Genomic DNA, 20435 nt, shown 5'->3' with positions numbered 1-20435 from the left:
CACGGACGCCGGCCGCACAAAAAAGCTTGCCGAACATCCGACGGCGCAGAATCATCTCCGAATATATATCGGTCATCTGCACTATCAGTGTTAATTCGACAAGCTGATTTAATATCCTTTTGAAACGCTTTCTTGTCCAAACTATTTATTTTTTTTGTCGAAATTACAAAGTTCCGATCTTTTTACGCATCATATCGAGCGGCGCGACAGGTTCCGAAGTCCTGATCCGAAGCAGCTGAAGCGGATGACGGGCTACGTCGACGGCTGCACCGTCCAGATCGGAGAGGGGTCCTGCGACCTGCTTGAAGCTGCGTCCGCCGGGACCGACGAACTCGACCTCGGTGTTCGGACGGAACGGACTGCGCTGCTCGACGACCGCGATGCCGGTCTTCGGATCGTACTCCCGCACGATAGCGGCAAAATCGTAAGGCGCAGGCTTTTCCTCGGGCTCGTAAATATGCTCCGACGCGCCAGGCGTGCTGTAGAAAAATCCGGTGTTGAGCGGACGGTTCGCCGCCTTGCCGATTTCTTCCTCCCACTCGGGGCGAAGCGCATAACCCTCTGGATCCTCCATATAGGCGTCGATGGCCTGCCGGTAGGCGCCAACGACCGAAGCGACGTAATGAATGCTTTTCATCCGGCCTTCGATCTTGAAGCTGTCCACGCCCGCATCGATGAGATCGGGAATATGCCGGATCATGCACAGATCCTTGCTGCCCATCGTAAACATATGGTCGCCCGGATCGCCGACCGGCTCGCTCTCCTGGTGCAAGTCGTACTTCCAGCGGCACGACTGGCAGCACCCGCCGCGGTTCGAATCGCGGTCGGTAAAATGGTTGGAGAGCACGCAGCGGCCCGATACCGAGGAGCACATCGCGCCATGGATGAACACTTCCAGCTCTAGGTCGACATTCGACTTGATCTCGCGAATCTCTTCCATCGAAGTCTCTCTTGCGAGCACGACGCGGGGCAGTCCGACTTCCTTCCAGAACTTTACGGCCTGCCAGTTCATGGTCGACTGCTGCGTGCTCAGATGGACCTCGAGTCCGGGCGCATGCGTCATCGCCGTTTCGACAATGGCAGGATCGGCCGTAATGATGGCCGCAATGCCTGCAGCTTCAAGCTGCTTTAAATAATCGGCGATGCCCGGGAGATCCTCCTGATGGGCGTAAATATTGGTCGCCACAAAAACCTTCGCGCCGTAGCGGGCTGCGAACTCGACGCCCTCGCGCATTTCCTCGAAGCTGAAATTGTCCGCATTCGAACGCAAGCCGTAACTCTGTCCGCCGATATAGACGGCGTCCGCGCCGTAGTGGACGGCGAATTTCAGCTTTTCGAGATTGCCGGCGGGCGCGAGCAGCTCCGGCTTGTCCAGCCGATAGCGGCGACCTGTCCCGGCGGCGGATTCGGCGGCATGGACGGCAGTGCCGTTCATCGTCAACACCTCCATTAGTAAACTTGCTCCTTGTATAAAAATCCGAAGCTGAGCTCGCGGCCGGGATCTTGAAGCGTCCGGATCGGCTCCAGCCATTCCTCGTCGAATTCATAACCTTCGGGGTCTCGGTGCCAGGCGTCGATCGCATGCCGGTAACTGCGCAGCACGGCGATATTGTACGCCTCGGACTTGAGCAGCGGCTCGATATAAAAGCTGTCGATGCCCGCCTCAAGCAGCTCCGGCAGCGCTTCGAGCAGACAAATGTCATCCGCGCTCATCACGTGCGTCCCGTCCGCGTCCTCGTAGACAGGCAGACGCTCGTCAGGACGCTCCGCCTCGATCAGGAACCGGCCCTCGCTCGGTCCGAGATCGACCAGGCTGGCTTCACGGCCCAGGTAGTCCATATAGCTCTGCAGCAGATTGCGCTGGGAATGGTAAATATTCGTCATGCCGTGTACCTGAACTTGCACTTCAATTGTGCCGCTCCGCTTGAAATCGGCGATCTCCTCGCCGTTCAGCTCGCGCGCCAGGACCGCCCGGGATACGCCGCGCTTCGCCCAAAAATGGGCCGCTGCCGAGTTGGTGCCCGTCATCTCGACGTTCCAGTGCAACGCAATACCCGGCGCCGCTTCGCGGGCGGCCATCCATACGGCGGGATCGCCGAACGTCACGCCGTCCGCCCCCGCTTCGGCCGCTGCGCGCAGATAGTCCGGCAGCCCGGCAAGCTCATGGTTGCGCAGCAGCTTGCCCGCAGCGATATAGGCCTTAATGCCGAGCGCATGCGCGCACGCGACGGCTTCCTTCAGATCGGCTTCCCCGATCGAGCCGGGCAGGCGCGCCCCGAATCTGGCATCTCCGATGAGCACGGCGCTCGCTCCGGCCTCGGCATAGGCTTTGATCTGGGCGAGCGAGCCAGCCGAGATCAACAGCTCCGTTGTCATTTCCCTCACCTCATCCAAACGTGAGGCCCGGCGCCTGCTATCGCGCTTCACGCATCCGCTAGGGATGACGCGACGCGCGATAACCGCCGCCGGGCCGTAATATCGGTCGCACGCTCTCGCGCGCGCCGTTTTACTTTGCGTTCTTTTCGCTTTCGCGAATGTTTTTCTGATGCTGCTTGTACGTCTCCGCGAACAAATGCGTGTTGGAGCCGTCCTTTTTGGTTACATAGTACAGATAGTCGGTATCGGCCGGATACAGCACCGCTTCGATCGACTTGAGACTCGGACTCGAGATCGGTCCCGGCGGCAGCCCTTTGTTCTGATACGTGTTGTATGGGCTGTCGACCTTCAGGTCGTCGTTCGTCAGCTTATCCTTTTGCTTGTCCAGTAAGTACTGGATCGTCGCGTCGATCTGCAGCGCCATCTTCTTATCCAGGCGATTCAGGATAACCCCAGCCACGATAGGCCGCTCCTCGTCCACGACCACCTCTCGCTCGACGAGCGAAGCTGCGGTCAGCAGCTCGTGAAGCGTCCAGCCCCGCTCCTCCAGCACGCTCTGCCAATCTTCAGGCAGCGTGCCCAGCTTGCGGTCGAGCTCTGCGAGCATCCGGTCGATGATGTCGGACTCGGTGCTGCCCTTTTTCATCTCGTACGTTTCCGGGAACAGATACCCTTCGATCGGATAACGCAGGCTGTCGCCCGTCGGAATCAGCTTGGTCCAGGTCGAATTTGCGAATTGAGACGGATTGCGCGCCGCGTTCATGAACTTGTCCTTGTCGATGATCCCCTCTTTGGCCAGACGGTCTGCGATCTGCACGACCGTGAACCCTTCGGGAATCGTGAAGCGAATCGTCTCGGCAGCGACCGTCTCGCCGTTGTTCAGCTTGGCCACGATCTCGCCGTTCGTCATGCCCGGCTTGAAGTCGTAGTCGCCGGCCTGGAACCTGGAGCCTTCGTTTTTGTACTTGAGCCACATGCTGAATAAAAAGGTATTGCGGATGAGTCCTTGCGCTTCGAGCGTCTCGCCGACTTTTTTGGCGCCCATACCCTTGCTGATCGTGACGCGCACCGCCTGATCCGAAGATCCCGGAGGCCGAAGTCCGTTCCATACGTAAAAAAGGATCGAGGCGGCGGCGAGAGCGACGAGTCCGAGCGCAATCAGGAAGGACCAAAAACCGGCGTGCCCCTTCTTCGGCGGCTCGTCGTCTTCGGCCTCTTGCACCTCGGGTTCGGGCGCGGGTTCGGGCTTGCTTGCGGCGGCATTCCTCGCAGGCGCCGCGGGCGATCGCTCAGGCGGCGATCCCGGTCGCGTTCGCGGCGGCAGCGGCGCGGGCGCCGGCCGTTCCTCATCCCCGCGCGCCCGGGCGGGCTCCGCGTCGGGTTCTTCCCGGTCTTCCGGAAGATTGCCCGTATACACGGATTTCCACCCGTTGTTGTCGTCGTCTCTGCTCACGCTCTCGTCCCTCCTGCTTAAATAAAAAGCGGCCGAATAGCCGTGAAGAGCGGTTGCCCGCTCTTCACGAAAGTCGCGCCCTCAGCCTTATGGCCGGTCGTCCGACCCGAACTGCATGTCGTCGAAGGCTTCGGCGACGTCTTCCCACTCCTCGTCGTCATCCACCGACTCGAGCTTGGGCTCGCCGGCATCCTCCGGCAAGACGCGGAACACCTCGATCTCGCCTTCCTTGCGCATCGCATCGCTCTGCAGCACGGCGTAAGGCTTGCCGTTCACGCTAAGCTCGGCCAAGATCCGGTAGACCTGCGTCGACCCGCTCTCGCCGGTCAGCTCGATCTCGGAGCCGAACGCCTGCTGCAGCGCGCCTCCCGGGGAGCCATGACCTTGTTTCCCGGCTTCGCTCATTGCTCTTCACTGCCGCCGAACTCGGCCGCAAGCGTGTTGAACGTCTCTTCGACGATCTCCCACTCTTCTTCGCTCTCGATCGGATAAAGCTTGATCTCGTCGTCCTCTTCGTCGAAGCGGAACGCATAGACCTCTTGCTCTTCATCCTCGGCGTCGGCAGGCACGACCATCATATACTTGCGGTCTGTGCCGTCGTCGAGCTCGAAGCGCATGATCACTTCGAACGCCTCGTCGTTGCCGTCGTCGTCAGGGATATAAATAATCTCCGCTTCTTCTTCAGGGCGGATCGTATCATCAGCCATTCAGGTTAGCCCCTCTCGATCTGGAATCCAAATAACTCTGAAGCAATATTGCCGCGGCCATCTTGTCGATAACCAGCTTGCGCTTGGCCCGGCTCACGTCCGCTTCGAGCAGCGCGCGCTCCGCGGCGACGGTCGTAAGCCGCTCGTCCCATAGTTTGACGGGAAGCCTCAGCGTCTCCTCAAGCCTGGCCGCGAACGCGATACAGAGGTCGCCCCGGGGGCCGACGGAGCCGTTCATGTTCTTGGGCAGGCCGAGGACGATCTCATCGGCCTCAAGCTCCGACGCCAGCTCCGCGACCCGGCGAAGGCATGCGTCCTCGGTCTTGTGCTGGATGACCTCCACGCCCTGGGCCGTCCAGCCGAACGCGTCGCTGACGGCCACGCCCGTGCGCCTGTCTCCATAATCCAACGCCATGATCCTCGGCATCAGCGGTGCTGCTGAAGATAGAAGCGGACCATTTCTTCGATGAGTTCGTCGCGCTCTTTCTTCCGGATCAGACTTCTTGCGTTGTTGTGCCGCGGAATGTAGGCCGGGTCGCCGGACAGCAGATAGCCTACGATCTGATTGATGGGATGGTATTCCTTCTCCACCAGCGCGTCGTGCACCGTCAGCAGGATATCCTTCGCTGAGATCTCCTCCGGATCGGGCATGACGTCGAATTTGACCGTCTTATCCATGTGATTCTTGTCGGACGAGCTCATTTTCGCAGCACCTCGCTTTATGCCAACATCATATCATATTCTCCGCTGGACGGGAAATGGAAGCGCAATCCCGCCCTGTGCGAAAGGACGTGCGGCGAGCCGGACTGCATGCGCCGCAAATTCCTCTTAGGCGCCCGCTCCTGCGGCCGCCACCAGGCCTTCGGCCGCGCGGAGCGCCTCGCCGAGCTTGGAAGGGTCCTTGCCGCCGGCTTGCGCGAGCTCCGGCTTGCCGCCGCCGCCGCCGCCGCAGATGGCGGCCAGTTCCTTGATCAGCTTGCCTGCGTGCAGGCCGCGCTGCACGAGCGTCGGCGATACGGAGACGACCAGGCTCACCTTGTCGTCATGCACGGCGCCAAGCACGAGCACGGCCTCCGGCAGCTTCGCCTTCAGCTCGTCGGCGACGCCGCGCAGCGCGTCCATTCCGCCGACGTTCACCTGTGCGGCGAGCAGCGTCAGGCCGCCCACTTCCTTGGCGCCGCCGAGCAGCTCGGCGGCCTCGAGCCGGCGGAGACGCCCTTGCAGCGATTCCACTTCGCGCTGCGTCTGGCGCAGCTCGCCTTGCAGCGCCTCGACGCGGCGCGGCACCTCAGCCACGCCCGTCTTGAGCAGCGCCGCGGCGCCCTTCAACAGGCCGATCTGCTCGTCCATGTACGCATAGGCGTGTCGGCCGGTGACGGCTTCGATCCGGCGAACGCCGGAGCCGATGCCGCTCTCCGCCACGAGGCGGAACAGGCCGATCTGCGCCGTGTTGGAAACGTGGCAGCCGCCGCACAGCTCGAGGCTGTAGTCGCCGACGCGCACGACGCGCACGATGTCGCCGTATTTCTCGCCGAACAGCGCCATCGCGCCGAGCGACTTGGCTTCTTCGATTCCCTTCAGGCTGATGTCGACGTCGGTGCCGAGCCAGATTTGCTCGTTGACTCTGCGTTCGACGTCCGCCAGCTCGGCTTCCGTGATGGCGCCAAAGTGCGAGAAGTCAAAACGAAGCCGGCCCGGTTCGACCAAGGAGCCCGCTTGGTTGACGTGCTCGCCCAGCACTTGCTTCAGCGCCTTGTGGAGCAAGTGCGTGGCCGTATGGTTGCGCACGATGTCGGCGCGGTCCACGGCGTCCACGCTGGCCGTCACCTTGTCGCCGACCTTCAGGGTGCCCGAAGTGACCGTCACTTGATGCAGCGGCTGACCGTGCGGCGCCTTGCTCATGCCGGCGACGGCCGCGACCAGGCCGCCCTCGCCGACCAGCATCCCGGTATCGCTCACCTGGCCGCCGCTCTCTGCGTAGAACGGCGTCCGGTCGAGAAGGACCGACACCGTCTCATCGGCGCCCGCAGCGTCGACGAACCGGTCTCCGGACACGATCGCCGCGACGGTCGCGCCGAGCGTCAACGTGCCGTAGCCGTCGAACTCGCTCTTGACCGTGTAGTCTGCGAGCGGACCGCCCTGCACCTTCATGCTCTCGGTTTCCTGCCGGGCCGCGCGCGCCCGCTGGCGCTGCTCGTCCATCGATGCGTCAAAGCCTTCCCGGTCGACCGTCATCCCTTGCTCGGCGGCATAATCCTCCGTCAGATCGAACGGGAAGCCGTACGTATCGTACAGCTTGAACGCATCCGCGCCGGCGATCCTCTTCTCGCCTGCCGCAACAGCCTTCGCGCACAGGTCCGCCAGCAGGGACAGCCCATCGCTGAGCGTCTCGTGGAAGCGCTCCTCCTCGGTGCGGATGACGCGCTCGATGAATTCGGCTTTCTCTACGACGGTCGGGTAGTAGCCGCCCATGATCTCGCCGACCGTCGGAACAAGCTCCCACAGAAACGGACGGTCTACGCCGAGAACCTTGCCGTATCGGACCGCGCGGCGAAGCAGCCGGCGGATGATGTAGCCGCGTCCTTCGTTCGAAGGCATGACGCCGTCGCCTACGGCGAAGGCGACCGTGCGGATGTGGTCCGCGATGACCTTGAGCGCTACGTCGTGGTCGGGGTTCGTCTTATAAGAGACGCCTGCGATTCCGGCCGCTTGCGCAATGATCGGCTGGAAGAGGTCGGTGTCGAAGTTGGAATCGACGTCCTGCACGATTGAAGCGAAGCGCTCGAGACCGGCGCCCGTATCGATATTTTTATTCGGCAGCGGCGTATAGCTGCCGTCCTTGTTGTGGTTGAATTGCGAGAAGACGAGGTTCCACACCTCGAGGAAGCGCTCGTTCTCTCCGCCAGGATAGCACTCCGGGTCGGACAAGTCGCCGTAAGCTTCGCCGCGGTCGTAGAAAATCTCGGTGCAAGGTCCGCAAGGGCCTTCGCCGATGTCCCAGAAGTTATCGGTGAGCTTGACGATGCGCTCGGCCGGAATGCCGATTTTTTCGTTCCAGTATTTGAAGGCTTCCTCGTCTTCCGGATGCACGGTGACCGACAGACGTTCAGGCGCGAAGCCGATCCACTCCGGGCCGGTCAGGAATTCCCAAGCCCAAGTGATCGTTTCTTCCTTGAAGTAGTCTCCGATCGAAAAGTTGCCCAGCATTTCGAAAAACGTGTGGTGTCGGCGCGTCTTTCCGACGTTTTCGATGTCGTTCGTCCGGATGCACTTCTGGGAGTTGGCGATGCGCGGGTTTTCCGGCTTTTCGCGGCCGTCGAAGTATGCCTTCAGCGGCGCCATGCCGGCATTGATCCACAGAAGAGAAGGATCGTTGTGCGGGACGAGCGATGCGCTGGGCTCGACGCGGTGTCCTTTGGAGGCGAAGAAACGAAGCCATCTGTCGCGGATCTCGGCGGCTTTTAACGGTTGCATGATGAGGTTCCTCCCTTGAATTGTCGGCTCTGCGGCCTGTTCTTAACCCGTAAAAAAATAAAAAACGCCCCTGAAATTCAGGGACGAATCAATCGCGGTACCACCCTGGTTATTCCGCTTGACGCCGGCTGGCAGCCGGGCAAATCGGTGCGGAATCGCCTTATTCAGGCTGTAACGGGCCTGCCCGTCGGATCCAGTCCGAAGCTCGGAAGCCGGCTTCCCCCGCCCTTCGCACGAAGACGCTCGCAGCCTGGCCGTACCGCTTGTCCGGCGAGCCGCTGGGCTCGGGGGCGATCTGGCAAGGCGTCTTCTCTCTGCAATGCGGACTCTCGGGGTACTCTTGCTTCTTCAACGCTCGATGGCTATGTTACGTTGACGCTTTTTTTCATGCGACGTTACCATTATAGAGTTGCGCTTTCGGCGGTGTCAAACGGTTTTTCGCCGAATGTAATAGGCGAACAGATGCTGGACGACGACGCGCAGCGCCGCATAGAAAGGCACCGCAAGCAACAGCCCGACGATGCCGGCCAGCTCGCCGCCGATCAGCAGGACGAAGATGATCGTGAGCGGATGCATCCTCATCGACCGTCCCACCACCTGGGGGCTGATGACGTTGCTCTCGAGCGTCTGGCACAGCGTATTCACGATCGCCACGAACAGCGCCATTTTCCACGAGATCGTGCTCGCCATGACGAGCGCGGGCAGCGCGCCGAGGAACGGTCCAAGATAAGGGATAATGTCGAACAGCGCGACAAACGCAGCCATGAGCAGCGGGTAAGGCATACCGATAATCAGATAGCCGATGTAAGCGGCAAGCCCGATGCACAGCGACACGATAAATTGTCCCCTGATGTAGCTGCCCAGCGCCATGTCGATCTCCTTGAGCAGCCGAATCGTGCCCTGCCTTCGGGCGCGGGGCAGATACTTCAGCACGGCCCGCTCGAAGACGTCCATATCCTTTAAAATATAAAATACGAGAAACGGGACGATCATCAAGAGGAAAATGACGTTGACGACGGCGCCGATATTGTTCAAAAAATCGGATATGCGTACGGACATTTGCTTTTCCAGCCCGATCACGGCCCGGTTGATGCCGCTTCGCACCGTGTCCGGCAGCGAATCGTTTTTGTTGAAGCTGTCGACCAGGCTCTGCGCCCGCATCGTCAGCTCCGGCATATGCTCGTTCAGCTCTCTTACCTGTGCCGTGAACATGGGGGCCACGTTCACGAGCACGACGACGCTGCTGCAGACGAAAACCGCGTAGATCAGCAGAACCGCGGCTGTCCGCGGCATTCGCCGATGGTGAAGCATCGCAACGATCGGATTGAGTACGTAGGCGATGATCATCGCGATCAGGAAAGGCGCGGACACGGCTTTGGCGAATCTCCATACCGACAGCAGCATCGGTCTCACAAGCGTCGCCAGGTACAACGCGAGCAGGGCCAGCACGATATAGACGAGCACGGCCAGCAGACGGCTTTGCGACAGCCGGTTCATCCTTTTCACCCCCCGACCGTTCTAGTCCGGTCCACCCTCCAGTATATGTACAAGCGCGCCTGCATAAACCTGTATCGAAGGACGAACTCCGGGAAACGGGAAAAACAAAAAAGCCCCGGCGCTCAATGGTGAGCGCGGGGGCCGTCAGGGAGTGATGATAATCCGATTGCCCGGAATGAATCGTCACATGCCGCCTGCGTGAATATGAGGAGGAATCGGCTCTCCGAAAAACAAATCGTCGAGAGAGCTCAGCGTGCCGTCCTCTTCGACTTGATAAACGGACATCTTGTCCCCGTTCACCGTCAATTCGATAAAGCAGCTCCAGCAGTAAAACTGATGCGATCCGATCTTGCCGATATCTTTGGAATTGCAGTTCGGGCATCTCATCATCGGTTATCACCTTTCACTTTCCGCGTTAGGGTCTTTATCCATAATTCGCTCATAGGATGCGGGTACGAGGATTGCGTCCTCGCCCAATGTCAAGTCCTTGGGGCCGTCCGGCAGGTACATGCGCCGCCGTCCTTCGAACACGTCCGCGAGTAATCCGTCCGTCAACTCATAGCCTGCTATTTGTGTACCCGCGGTCTTGCGAAAATAAACATCGGAGACGCGGCCAAGTTCCTGACCCTCCAATGTATAGACGGGAAGCTCTCGCATTCGGATCAATCCCGTGTGAAACGTCCGCTGCAGACTCTTGCGAGGCATGCTTCGAATGGCATCCTTGCCCTTGAGAACCAAGGCGTCTTCGCCGCTCGTGAGAACGTCTGTCCACTTCGCGATGCGGACCTTGCGCCGGAGTCCGAATTCGCCGTCCAGGACGACGTACTCGGCCTCCCAAAACTCGTCGAATCCGATGTCCAGAACGCGGCCTACTCGCTTGCCGCTTGGAAGCAGAACCGGTAATCCGATCATCTGCTGCAGGCTTCGATTCATAAAAACCTCGCATGTATAGGCAACTGCCTGTTATCTCTTACGCAAGCGAGCGACAATGGTTGCAATAATTTCTGCCGTTTTGTCCGCTTGCGAGATAGTATTGCCCATTCCGAAGCTAAATCTTACCGAATTTTTGCAAAATTGAGGCGATAGGTCCATCGCGGTCAGCACATGAGACGGCTGCAGCGAACCGGAGGTACATGCCGACCCGCCGGAAGCGGCTATCCCCTGCAAATCTAAATTCATCAACAAGGTCTCATTAGAAACGCCCTCGATGCCGATATTCAAAATATGAGGCAGCCGCCCTGCCGGGTCGGCATCGCCATTAACGGTTACTGCGTCGGGTCCGAGCCGGTCGCGCAAGCCGGTCAGCAAGGCGCTCCGTACGGATTCGGCATGCCCGCGCCGCGCGTCTACCGCATTCGCCACGAGCGATGCGGCTGCGCCGAATGCGGCGATTCCCGCCACATTCTCCGTGCCCGCCCGCTTGCGGCGTTCCTGCGATCCGCCGTACAGCAGCGGCTGCCATGGCGTTCCCGTACGTACGTATAGCGCGCCGACGCCCTGCGGTCCGCCGATCTTGTGCGCGGACAGGCTGAGCAGATCGACCGGCAGCGTGCCGACGTCGATCGGTTCGTAGCCAAGCGCCTGAACAGCGTCGACGTGCATAACGGCGCCATAGCGGCGGGCCAGCTCGCCTATAAGCGCGATCGGCTGCAGGGTTCCGGTCTCGTTGTTCCCGTACATAACGCTGACGACCGCGGTCGTCTCGCCAATCGCAGCTTCAGCGTCATGCACGGAGACGCGCCCCGCGCGATCGACAGGCAGCACGGTCAGCTCGAAGCCTTCGGCGGCCAGTCGCTCGGCAGCATGCAGCACCGCGTGATGCTCGATGGCCGTCGTCACGATGCCGGTCCGCCGCGGATCCTTGGCGCGCTGCGCCCGGGCCGCGCCGAACAGCGCGGCATTGTCGCTCTCGGTGCCGCCGCCGGTGAACGTAAGCTCATCCGGCCGGCAGCCGATCGCGCTCGACAGCGCGTCGCGCGCCTCTGTCACGCGGCTGCGGGCGCCGCGGCCGAAGGCATGCAGGCTGGATGGGTTGCCGGGGGCCTCGCCGGCCGCCGCCACATAGGCGGCGAGCGCCTCGGGGAGCATCGGCGCCGTAGCGGCGTAATCCATATAAATGCGATCCATATCCATCACCGGCTACATCTAAATGTAGAACATATAACTATCGGGCTTGCCTTCATCCTTGAAGTTGATGAGATCCGACAGTGTCGTGGAGTCCAGCACGCTCGCGATACTGTCGCGAATGCGCAGCCACAGGTCGCGCTTCGCGGCGTCGTCTTCCTCGGTAAAGTCGACCGGGCTAATCGGCCCTTCGAGTATGCGAATAATATCCCCCGCCGTGATCCCTTCCGGATCCTTCGAAAGAATATAGCCGCCGTATGCCCCGCGAATGCTCTTTACGAGTCCCGCATTGCGCAGCGGAGCGATCAGCTGCTCCAGGTAATGCTCGGACAATCCGTTTTTCTCGGCGATGCTTTTCAGTGAGATCGGGCCCTCGCCGAATTTGGAGGCCAGTTCCATCATAATCGTGAGTCCGTAGCGACCCTTCGTCGAAATCTTCAAATCGGCACCTCGTTCCACGCAGACAGCGGCGCAGTCTTCTCTTTTTATATTGATAGGACAGTATCATGGATGCAAAAAAAAGGGAGTATCCCCATTTCACATCTATGTTATCACATCATCCATCGTTGTGGTCAAAAAATCGGTGACATATTCATGTTATTTAGAATGTACATTCTTTTTTGACCGTCTCCTTTGCGCGCCTGCGGTGCCGCCCCCTGTTCGGCGCATGCCGCGAACTTGTGCTACAATGGGGAATGCCGGTTCGGCCACATCCCATTCGCTTGCGCAGGAGTGATTATTATAATGAAAGATTTAAGATTTGCCAACCCCAAGGACACCCGCGTCGTCGTAGGCATGTCCGGCGGCGTGGACTCTTCGGTCACGGCGCTGCTGCTCAAGGAGCAGGGCTTCGACGTGATCGGCGTATTCATGAAAAACTGGGACGACACCGACGAATCCGGGGTTTGCACCGCCGACTTGGACGCCGAAGACGTGCGCCGCGTTTGCGATCAGATCGGGATCCCCTACTATACCGTCAACTTCGAAGAAGAATACAAGGACAAAGTATTCGCCTACTTCCTCGACGAGTATCGCAGAGGGCGCACGCCTAATCCCGACGTCATGTGCAATCGCGAGATCAAGTTCGGCGAGTTCCTGCAGAAGGCGCTGGATCTCGGCGCGGACGTCATCGCCACGGGCCACTACGCCCGCGTCGCGCTCGAAGACGGCGAGTACAAGCTGCTTCGCGGCGTCGACGCCAACAAGGACCAGACGTACTTCCTGCATGCGCTCGATCAGGACCAGCTGTCCCGGGCGATGTTCCCGATCGGTCATCTGCCCAAGCCCGAAGTACGGCGCATCGCCGAAGCCGCCGGCCTCGCGACCGCCAAGAAAAAGGACAGCACGGGCGTCTGCTTCATCGGCGAGCGCAACTTCAAGGAATTTTTAAGCCAGTACCTCCCCGCTCGTCCCGGCGACATGATCGACGCGGCTACCGGCGAGGTCAAGGGACGCCACGACGGATTGATGTACTATACGCTGGGCCAGCGCCAGGGACTCGGCATCGGCGGCTCCGGCACGGGCGAGCCATGGTTCGTCGCGGATAAGGATTTGGAGCGCAACTTGCTGTACGTTGTCCAGGGCGAGCGCGATCCGATCCTGTATTCGCACGGCTTGACCGCGGGACAGGTCAATTGGATCGCCCCCGTCATGCCCGAGGCACCGATGCGCTGCACCGCCAAGTTCCGGTATCGCCAGCCCGACCAGGGCGTTACATTGACGCCGCAAGCGGACGGAACGTTCGAGATCGCCTTCGACACGCCGCAAAAGGCGATCACGCCCGGGCAAGCCGTCGTTTTCTACGACGGCGAGACTTGCCTTGGCGGCGGTACGATCGAGCGCGTCCACAAGGCAGCGCTGACGGAGCGAAGCTAAAGCCGGTGACGTACCCGCGCGAAGCCAACGCGAAAACCCCGGTTGTCTTGTCTTTATAGACGAGGCAGCCGGGGTTTTGGTTTTGCTAAATGGATATCGGATTATCCGAAACTTGATTTAAGCGAAGCGCCTGTCGATGAATCATCCGCTAGCCGTTCCGAGACGTTGGGCTATCGTCGCCCTCGTTGTTCTTTCGTCGCAATGCCTGCAAATATACATCTATTTTCGCCGAGATCGCCCTTTTTGGTCAGAAAAGATGCAAAAACGCAGGTTTTTTCCTCCATCATCCCGATTTCCGGCTTGTATTGTGAAGTTACCTGCACATTTGCAGGTATTTCATCAAATGTCGCGAGTCGATTGAAAATACATGTAAAAATGCAGGTTTGCGATCCGCCAAACTTCGGAAAAACGCCCCTACGCCGATCGCGCGCCTGCCTCTCCACGAATGGCCGCTACTTTTCAGCCCTTTTGCCTCCCAATAGGAGGTCGGAAGGGCTTTATTTATGTTCCGGGACATTTCCCAAGGGCTGCGCCGAGCGTTTGCCATGATAAAACAGGCCCACTCTGGTACCTTGAGCGCACTTAGTTCGCGGATAAGCGTCCGCACTCGCTTCCATTGCTTCCATAGGCACATGCGCAGCCTTCTGCGAATCCATCCGTCGAGTTGCTCGAGATGTTTCTTCGCAGCGGCCAATCGGAAGTAACCCAGCCATCCCATTGCATAGCGGTTCAGCCGGTTTATCCGTTCTTCCATCGGCAGCGATCTCGTACGGTTCGTCAGTCTCCGGATCCTATCCTTGAACCGAGAAATCGTTTTCAGAGCTTCGCGCTCTCGAGTATCTGCTCCAGCAAGTCGTTACTGACTTCGCGCGAGGAAGGGACGACTTGTGCCGGCGATCAATTAGGCGCTCCTGCACTCCCTGGCGGCTTCGCCGCTTCTCTTTGCAGCAAGCTCCCTTGCGTTGGCGGCATTGAATTTCGTTGTGTTTGGGCAACTCATCCGACTATCCCTGCCTAAATACAGTTCGTTTACCTTGGCCCGTGCATTTGCCTCCGGCTTCCTTCAGATTCCGCCTCGCGATGGACACCCTTGCCCTTGGCAACGTAAGCGCTCGCCAGCCCCCGTTCGGGACTTTCACCCTAGAGATGACGCCCATCCTGGACGTACAAAAAAAGAACCTCCGGCATCGGCCGGAGGCTCTTCGATAGGCTGTCGTGCTATAATGAGCGGCCGCGCAGGCGGTGCTTACAGCTTAACGACGTTGATTGCTTGCGGTCCGCGGTTGCCGTCGGTGATCTCGAATTCTACCGCTTGGCCTTCGTCCAAGGTCTTGAATCCGTCGCCTTGAATAGCGGAGAAATGCACGAATACGTCGTTGCCGTCTTCGACCGAGATAAAGCCGTAGCCCTTCTCTGCGTTAAACCACTTAACTGTTCCTCTCAAATGAAAAACCTCCTAAAATCTCGCCGTAAGTCGGCGAATGACATTATTATAGCCGAAACCTTGTCAAGATGCAATATGTGAATTTTATGTCTCATTTTGTCTGATTTTCATTCCGCACGATTCGTCTTTTTTGCGGAGCACCAGCACGCTGCTCTCCCTGGGCACGAAAGGCAGGCCGCAAGGAACGAGCGACGCTTCGGATTCAGCCGCAAGAACGTCCAGCAGCCGGTCCAGGTAAGGCACCGTCTCCCAGGCCAGCGTGACAAGCGGGTAGATCCGAATCTCGCCCCCGGGCTTCGCTGCGCGAAGCAGCTCGCGAAGCGCCGCTTCGTGGAAGGCTTCGCCGAATTGGTCCGCATACAAAAATAAAAAATGACTGCATAAGATCAGCGAAAAGGTATCGTTCTCGAACGGCAATCGCGGTAACGACGCTGCCAGATACCTCTCTTTGTCCGTTTCCGATTGAAAATGGACGGCGAAGGATTCGAGCGATGCCTCGCGAATGCGTCTATGACGCTCCGGCGATCCGTAATAGCTCCAGTCGTATACTTGCGACATGGCGGCGATCTTGGCGGAGGACGTGTCAATCTCCCTTTGTGCCAGCGCGACGACCGCCTGTCGGTCCCCCGCATAGAAGGGATCTGCCGCATAGGCGTCAATCCCGCGCGCGCAGAGCTGCGCTGTGAACGAAGATGCGCCCCCTGCCACGTCCAATACTTTTTTACCTGTAAGCTTGTCGGTCTCGAACCCGAACATCCGCTCATATTCTTCGTAAGAACGGCACGTCGAAGCGACCCCCGTCTGGGGGTATGCAGGCTTTTTCTCCATGTTGCGCGATTCTCCTCTCGTCTCTTCAAGCTCGTCTCTTCTCGTCTATGCTTCGGCCCCTATGGGTTACCCCTACTTTGCCACCCTGCACGGCAGCTGTCAATCCTTTCCCAACAACTCGTTTTTCCAGTCGGGCCGCGGGTCGACATTGATTTCTGCCTTCATCTCTTCTATAGTCATGAATAACGGCTTCGCCGTATCAGAATCGGCGCAACAACTGCCGGACGGGAGGCTTTAACCATGTTTGCCAAGCACGTTATTTACAAAAACGACCATTACAACATGCTGACTGTGGAGGTTCAGGGCAAGACGCTTGTCGTGCGCCAGATTTCGGACCAGTGGGGCGAGGAATGCCACAAGTTTCTAAGCCGCCCCGAGATGATGCACTGGGCCGAGAGGCACCTTGTCGCGGAAGACTTCCCGGGCGGAGAGCAGCAGCTGGCCGAAGTGATGAGCAGCCTGCGCAACGTCTAGGCGCCGGCCGCCCGGAAAGGAGGACGCGACCTACATGGACTACAGCGCTACTTTGATCTACGCCATCGCGGCATTCGGGCTCGCAGCCGTGCTCATCTGGCAGCGCGACCACGTGCCGGCCAAGCTCCGCAGAGGTCTCGCGACCGTCTCGCTGGTGCTCGTGGCGTTCGCTTTTTTTCTGGTCGTTTACGCCTTTTTCTCGGCGGGCAGCGCATAAATCAGGCTTAATGAAGCGTGCGAAGTCAGGATATACTACGTCGGATTACCATTCGTTGCTAAACGGAGGTCCGTCCGATGAGAATATCCGCGAAGCCGCTGGCCGCGCTGCTCTCCGCTGCGATGCTGTCCGCGTCATGCGCGCAGGCGCAGCCCGGGGAGGCCGCCCCGCGAGGCGGCAGCAAGACAACGATCGCGCAGGCCGAGGCCCGCGGCGAATCCAACGTACCGAGGAGGCTAACCAAGATGAACGAAGTGCTCAAACGCGGCGAAGTGCCCGCCGAACACCGCTGGCACCTGGAAGACATATACCCGGACCAGGCTGCCTGGGACCGCGAATATGCGCAAGTGCGCGCACAGATCGGCGAGATCTCGTCCTACCAGGGCAAACTGAACGACGCCGCAGCAATCTCCGCCTGCTTCGCCAAAGACGACGAGCTGTCGCTTCTCACGGAACGCCTCTACGTCTACGCGAATATGCGGAGTCATGAGGACATGGCCGACTCCAAGTATCAGGCGCTCTCCGAAAAAGCCAAAAAGCTGAGCGTCGAAGCCGGCGAAGCGACTTCCTATATTACGCCGGAGATCTTGAGCCTGTCCGAGGATACGCTCAAGGGCATCATCGCGGATCCGTCGCTGAGGCCTACATACCGGCGCACGCTCGAGGAGATGCTGCGTCGCAAGCCCCATACGCTCTCCAAGAGCGAGGAGTCCCTCCTCGCGCAGGTCGGCAACCTGTCCCAGGCGCCGACCACGATCTTCGGCATGCTGAACAACGCCGACATGAAGTTTCCAAAGGTGAAAAACGAAAAAGGCGAAGAAATCGAGCTGACGCACGGCCGGTATATCCAGTTCCTCGAGAGCCGCGACCGCGGCGTGCGCGAGGCGGCCTTCAAGGCGGTATACGACACGTACGGCAAATGGCGCAACACGCTCGCCGCGACGCTGAACGCGAACGTGACCAAAAACCTGTTTTATGCGCACGCCCGCCATTATCCGTCCGCCCTCGAGATGTCCCTCTTCGGCGACAACATCCCGGTGAGCGTTTACGACAACCTGATCCAGACGATTCACGATCATCTGCCGTTGATGCACCGCTACATGGCGCTTCGCAAAAAGCTGCTCAAGCTCGACGAGCTTCACATGTACGACTTGTTCGCGCCGCTCGTCGACGAGTTCGACATGGACATCGGCTACGAGGACGCCAAGAAGACCGTATACGACAGCCTGAAGCCGCTCGGCGACGACTACCGGAAGGTGCTGCAGGAAGGCTTCGACAAAGGCTGGATCGACGTCTACGAGAACGAAGGCAAGCGCAGCGGTGCTTACAGCTGGGGCGCCTACGGCACGCATCCTTACGTGCTGCTCAACCACAAGGACAACCTGAACAGCATGTTCACGCTCGCGCACGAGATGGGACACGCGCTGCACTCGTATTATTCCGACGAGAGCAACGAATACCGCGACGCGCAGTACACGATCTTCCTCGCGGAAGTCGCCTCTACGCTGAACGAAGCGCTGCTCATGGATTACCTGCTGGATAAATCCAAGGACCCCAAGGAAAAGATGTACCTGCTCACGTATTATGCGGATCAGTTCCGTACGACGGTGTTCCGCCAGACGATGTTCGCCGAGTTCGAGAAGATCGTGCACGCGAAGGCCGAGAGTGGCGAGTCGCTCACGCCCGAAGAGCTGTCGGCAATCTACTACGACTTGAACGTCAAATATTACGGCACCGATATGGTCGTGGACAAGGACATCGCCATGGAATGGGCGCGCATCCCCCACTTCTACACGAGCTTCTATGTGTACAAGTACGCCACCGGCTTCTCGGCGGCGACGAGCTTCGCCAAGCAGATCCTGAGCGAGGGCCAGCCCGCGGTCGACCGTTATCTCGGATTCCTGAAGAGCGGCGGCAACGACTACTCGATCAACATTCTCAAAAAAGCAGGCGTAGATATGTCGACGCCAGCCCCGATCGAGCAGGCGCTCAGCGTGTTCGAAGGGTTGATCGAACAAATGGAACAGTTAACAGAGAAATAAGGCCTAAAGTGCATGCGACTTTGGAACGCCCGCCGATTGCGGGTGTTCTTTTTTTATACTATCGAACCAAAACTCGGCAGGAATCGAGCCCTATCGACACGAATAGTTACACGGAATGATGACGGGGAGAGGGATAGGATGCAGCGGAAAGACTTGACGTCCGAACAATTGCTGACCATTATATTCGAATATATGGCCAAGATCTCGAGCGAATCCAAGCTGGACAAGGTGCTCGTGCTGATGGCGAATATGGGGCGCGAAATGATCGTGGCCGATCGCTGTACGGTCTGGCTCATCGACGAAGCAAGCGGCGAATTGTACACGACCGTCGCTCACGGTGTCAAGGAGATCCGGATCCCGATCGGCTCGGGCCTCGTCGGGCACGCCATTGCGACCGGTGAACCGGTCATCATCGAGGACGCCCGCCATGATCCTCGTCACAATGCAGAGAACGACCGCAAGACGGGCTACCAGACGAAGTCGATCATCACGATCCCGTTCAGGAACAACGACGGCGAGACGATCGGCGCCTATCAGGCGATCAATAAAATGACCGAAGCCGGCAAATTCACCGATTACGACATGAACCTGTTGTCGCTCGCCGCCTCCTATGCCGGCAAATCGCTCGAGTCGGTCATGCTGCACCAGGAGATCGCGGACACGCAGCGCGAGATCATCTCCACGATGGGCGAGATCGGCGAGATCCGGTCCAAAGAGACGGGCAACCACGTGCGACGCGTTGCGGAATATTCGTACGTGCTGGCCAAGGCGTACGGGCTGTCCGACCGCGAGGCCGAGACGCTGCGCGACGTGTCCCCGATGCACGACATCGGGAAGGTCGCGATTCCCGACGCCGTGCTGAACAAGCCGGGCAAGCTGACCGACGAGGAGTACGATATCATCAAGTCGCATACCCGGATCGGCCATCAGCTGCTGAAGGGCTCGCGCCGCGAGCTGCTCGCCGCTGCTGCGATCATCGCGGAGCAGCATCACGAGAAGTGGGACGGCAGCGGCTACCCCAACGGGCTCGCCGGCGAGGACATTCATATTTTCGGCCGGATCACCGCCGTGGCCGATGTGTTCGACGCACTTAGCGCGGAGCGCGTCTACAAGGCCGCATGGCCGCTTGACCGCATCGAGAAGCTGTTCCGCGAGGAGCGGGGCAGGCACTTCGATCCCGCCGTCGTGGACGTGTTTTTCGACAACCTGGTCGAGCTGGTCGACATCCGCGACCGGTTGAACGACGGGATGGACGAAGAGGCCGGGTAGACTGTACGGTTAGTCAGTACGGTTAGTCAGTACGGTTAGTCAGTATGGTTAGTCAGTACGGTTAGTCGGTTAGAAGGTTAGTCATCTCATGCATCCAGCCGCAGCTTAACGAAAGACGCCAGCGTCTCCATCCAGGCAGCGGTCTTCTCCTCGAGTCCCTTGTGCTGCCTTGTCGGAATCGGACTGGTCGACGGCAGCTTCAGCACGACGCGCCTTTTCACCTCCGGATCCTGACCGTGGTGCTTGGCGAGCGTTTCGTACGATTTCCCCCCGTTGCAAACGATAATCTCGATGTTCGGATAAGCCCGCAGCAAGCCAGGGATATCCGTAGGCTCCGCTTCCCTTATATCGGCATCCAGGCTCCCCTTCCGCTCGCAAGCCGCGATCGTATCCCAGAGCGCGCATCCGTTCGCCAGCGCAAAACGAAGCCGATCCTCATAAGACGCATCCGGCGCGCCTGCGCCGTGCAGTCTGTAGAGGATCGGCCAAAAGTGGTTGCGGGCATGCCCGTAATATCGGCTCGAGGCGAGCGATGCCGTCCCCGGCATGCTGCCCAGAAAAAGAATCCGCGAATTCGCGTCCACGACCGGCGGCAAGGCATAAACCTTGTTTGACGTCGCCATGTCGGCTCACCTCCGTCCCTCCATTTTGTCAT

General features: G+C 59.4%; 21 protein-coding genes and 1 pseudogene. 5 read left to right on the top strand and 17 right to left on the bottom strand.

The window, feature by feature from the left end:
• Nucleotides 1-163 precede the first annotated feature (163 nt).
• From ACFSR7_RS31095 to cymR, 13 genes are all read right to left on the bottom strand, one after another.
• Nucleotides 164-1450, bottom strand: coding sequence for a peptidase U32 family protein (locus ACFSR7_RS31095; protein ID WP_378168364.1), 1287 nt, complete (start codon nt 1448-1450; stop codon nt 164-166).
• On the bottom strand, nt 1450-2376 hold the full coding sequence (locus tag ACFSR7_RS31090; protein WP_378168362.1) for a peptidase U32 family protein: 927 nt from the start codon (nt 2374-2376) through the stop codon (nt 1450-1452). The genes ACFSR7_RS31095 and ACFSR7_RS31090 overlap by 1 nt, the downstream gene beginning before the upstream one ends.
• 130 nt (nt 2377-2506) lie before the next feature.
• Nucleotides 2507-3829 carry an endolytic transglycosylase MltG gene (gene mltG / locus ACFSR7_RS31085; RefSeq protein WP_378168360.1) on the bottom strand — a complete coding sequence of 441 codons (1323 nt, stop codon included), beginning with the start codon at nt 3827-3829 and terminating at the stop codon, nt 2507-2509.
• 87 nt (nt 3830-3916) lie between these two features.
• Complete coding sequence (locus tag ACFSR7_RS31080) at nt 3917-4234, bottom strand: DUF1292 domain-containing protein (RefSeq protein WP_378122214.1); 318 nt, start codon at nt 4232-4234, stop codon at nt 3917-3919.
• The gene (locus ACFSR7_RS31075) at nt 4231-4536 is read right to left on the bottom strand and encodes a DUF1292 domain-containing protein (protein WP_282909564.1); all 306 of its coding nucleotides are present in this window, start codon (nt 4534-4536) and stop codon (nt 4231-4233) included. Before ACFSR7_RS31075 ends, ACFSR7_RS31080 begins: the two co-directional genes overlap by 4 nt.
• Entirely contained in the window at nt 4529-4963 is a 435-nt protein-coding gene (gene ruvX / locus ACFSR7_RS31070) for a Holliday junction resolvase RuvX (RefSeq protein ID WP_378168359.1), read from the bottom strand. The genes ACFSR7_RS31075 and ruvX overlap by 8 nt, the downstream gene beginning before the upstream one ends.
• Nucleotides 4963-5238, bottom strand: coding sequence for an IreB family regulatory phosphoprotein (locus tag ACFSR7_RS31065; protein WP_271749126.1), 276 nt, complete (start codon nt 5236-5238; stop codon nt 4963-4965). Before ACFSR7_RS31065 ends, ruvX begins: the two co-directional genes overlap by 1 nt.
• 126 nt (nt 5239-5364) lie before the next feature.
• Entirely contained in the window at nt 5365-8010 is a 2646-nt protein-coding gene (gene alaS, locus ACFSR7_RS31060) for an alanine--tRNA ligase (RefSeq protein ID WP_378168357.1), read from the bottom strand.
• 426 nt (nt 8011-8436) lie between these two features.
• Complete coding sequence (locus ACFSR7_RS31055; protein WP_378168355.1) at nt 8437-9507, bottom strand: AI-2E family transporter; 1071 nt, start codon at nt 9505-9507, stop codon at nt 8437-8439.
• A gap of 183 nt (nt 9508-9690) precedes the next feature.
• Nucleotides 9691-9897, bottom strand: a complete 207-nt coding sequence (locus ACFSR7_RS31050) for a hypothetical protein (RefSeq protein WP_090114827.1) — start codon at nt 9895-9897, stop codon at nt 9691-9693.
• 6 nt (nt 9898-9903) lie between these two features.
• Complete coding sequence (locus tag ACFSR7_RS31045) at nt 9904-10440, bottom strand: PRC-barrel domain-containing protein (protein ID WP_378168353.1); 537 nt, start codon at nt 10438-10440, stop codon at nt 9904-9906.
• Nucleotides 10441-10470: 30 nt separating this feature from the next.
• Entirely contained in the window at nt 10471-11634 is a 1164-nt protein-coding gene (locus tag ACFSR7_RS31040) for a cysteine desulfurase family protein (RefSeq protein WP_378168351.1), read from the bottom strand.
• 18 nt (nt 11635-11652) lie between these two features.
• Complete coding sequence (gene cymR / locus ACFSR7_RS31035) at nt 11653-12072, bottom strand: cysteine metabolism transcriptional regulator CymR (RefSeq protein WP_090114823.1); 420 nt, start codon at nt 12070-12072, stop codon at nt 11653-11655.
• Between the two features lie 303 nt (nt 12073-12375).
• On the opposite strand from cymR, the gene mnmA reads away from it, so the two are divergent.
• The gene (mnmA, locus tag ACFSR7_RS31030) at nt 12376-13506 is read left to right on the top strand and encodes a tRNA 2-thiouridine(34) synthase MnmA (RefSeq protein ID WP_378168349.1); all 1131 of its coding nucleotides are present in this window, start codon (nt 12376-12378) and stop codon (nt 13504-13506) included.
• A 454-nt stretch (nt 13507-13960) separates the two neighbouring features.
• Here mnmA and ACFSR7_RS31025 read toward each other — a convergent pair.
• The 3 genes and pseudogenes from ACFSR7_RS31025 to ACFSR7_RS31015 form a co-directional block, all read right to left on the bottom strand.
• Nucleotides 13961-14335: pseudogene (locus ACFSR7_RS31025) on the bottom strand (group II intron maturase-specific domain-containing protein); the annotation flags it as partial.
• A gap of 417 nt (nt 14336-14752) precedes the next feature.
• Complete coding sequence (locus tag ACFSR7_RS31020) at nt 14753-14950, bottom strand: cold shock domain-containing protein (RefSeq protein WP_378122222.1); 198 nt, start codon at nt 14948-14950, stop codon at nt 14753-14755.
• Between the two features lie 84 nt (nt 14951-15034).
• Entirely contained in the window at nt 15035-15778 is a 744-nt protein-coding gene (locus tag ACFSR7_RS31015) for a class I SAM-dependent methyltransferase (protein ID WP_378168347.1), read from the bottom strand.
• A gap of 240 nt (nt 15779-16018) precedes the next feature.
• Here ACFSR7_RS31015 and ACFSR7_RS31010 point away from each other — a divergent pair, with 240 nt between their 5' ends.
• The 4 genes from ACFSR7_RS31010 to ACFSR7_RS30995 all read left to right on the top strand — a co-directional run bounded on the left by ACFSR7_RS31010 (nt 16019) and on the right by ACFSR7_RS30995 (nt 19780).
• Nucleotides 16019-16252 carry a hypothetical protein gene (locus ACFSR7_RS31010; protein WP_378168345.1) on the top strand — a complete coding sequence of 78 codons (234 nt, stop codon included), beginning with the start codon at nt 16019-16021 and terminating at the stop codon, nt 16250-16252.
• A gap of 34 nt (nt 16253-16286) precedes the next feature.
• Nucleotides 16287-16469, top strand: coding sequence for a hypothetical protein (locus ACFSR7_RS31005; RefSeq protein ID WP_378168343.1), 183 nt, complete (start codon nt 16287-16289; stop codon nt 16467-16469).
• A 245-nt stretch (nt 16470-16714) separates the two neighbouring features.
• Nucleotides 16715-18511 carry an oligoendopeptidase F gene (gene pepF / locus ACFSR7_RS31000; RefSeq protein ID WP_378168798.1) on the top strand — a complete coding sequence of 599 codons (1797 nt, stop codon included), beginning with the start codon at nt 16715-16717 and terminating at the stop codon, nt 18509-18511.
• A 138-nt stretch (nt 18512-18649) separates the two neighbouring features.
• Nucleotides 18650-19780 carry an HD-GYP domain-containing protein gene (locus tag ACFSR7_RS30995; protein WP_378168341.1) on the top strand — a complete coding sequence of 377 codons (1131 nt, stop codon included), beginning with the start codon at nt 18650-18652 and terminating at the stop codon, nt 19778-19780.
• A gap of 86 nt (nt 19781-19866) precedes the next feature.
• Here the strand turns inward: ACFSR7_RS30995 and ACFSR7_RS30990 are convergent, their stop codons facing one another.
• Nucleotides 19867-20403 (bottom strand): DNA-deoxyinosine glycosylase, encoded by a 537-nt coding sequence (locus ACFSR7_RS30990; protein ID WP_378168339.1) that lies wholly within the window; start codon nt 20401-20403, stop codon nt 19867-19869.
• Nucleotides 20404-20435 lie beyond the last annotated feature (32 nt).

This window comes from Cohnella sp. GCM10020058 (assembly GCF_042683485.1).
Taxonomy (GTDB): Bacteria; Bacillota; Bacilli; order Paenibacillales; family Paenibacillaceae; genus Cohnella.
Note: the sequence above shows the minus strand (reverse complement) of the source record. Positions and strands in the feature narration are given on the sequence as shown.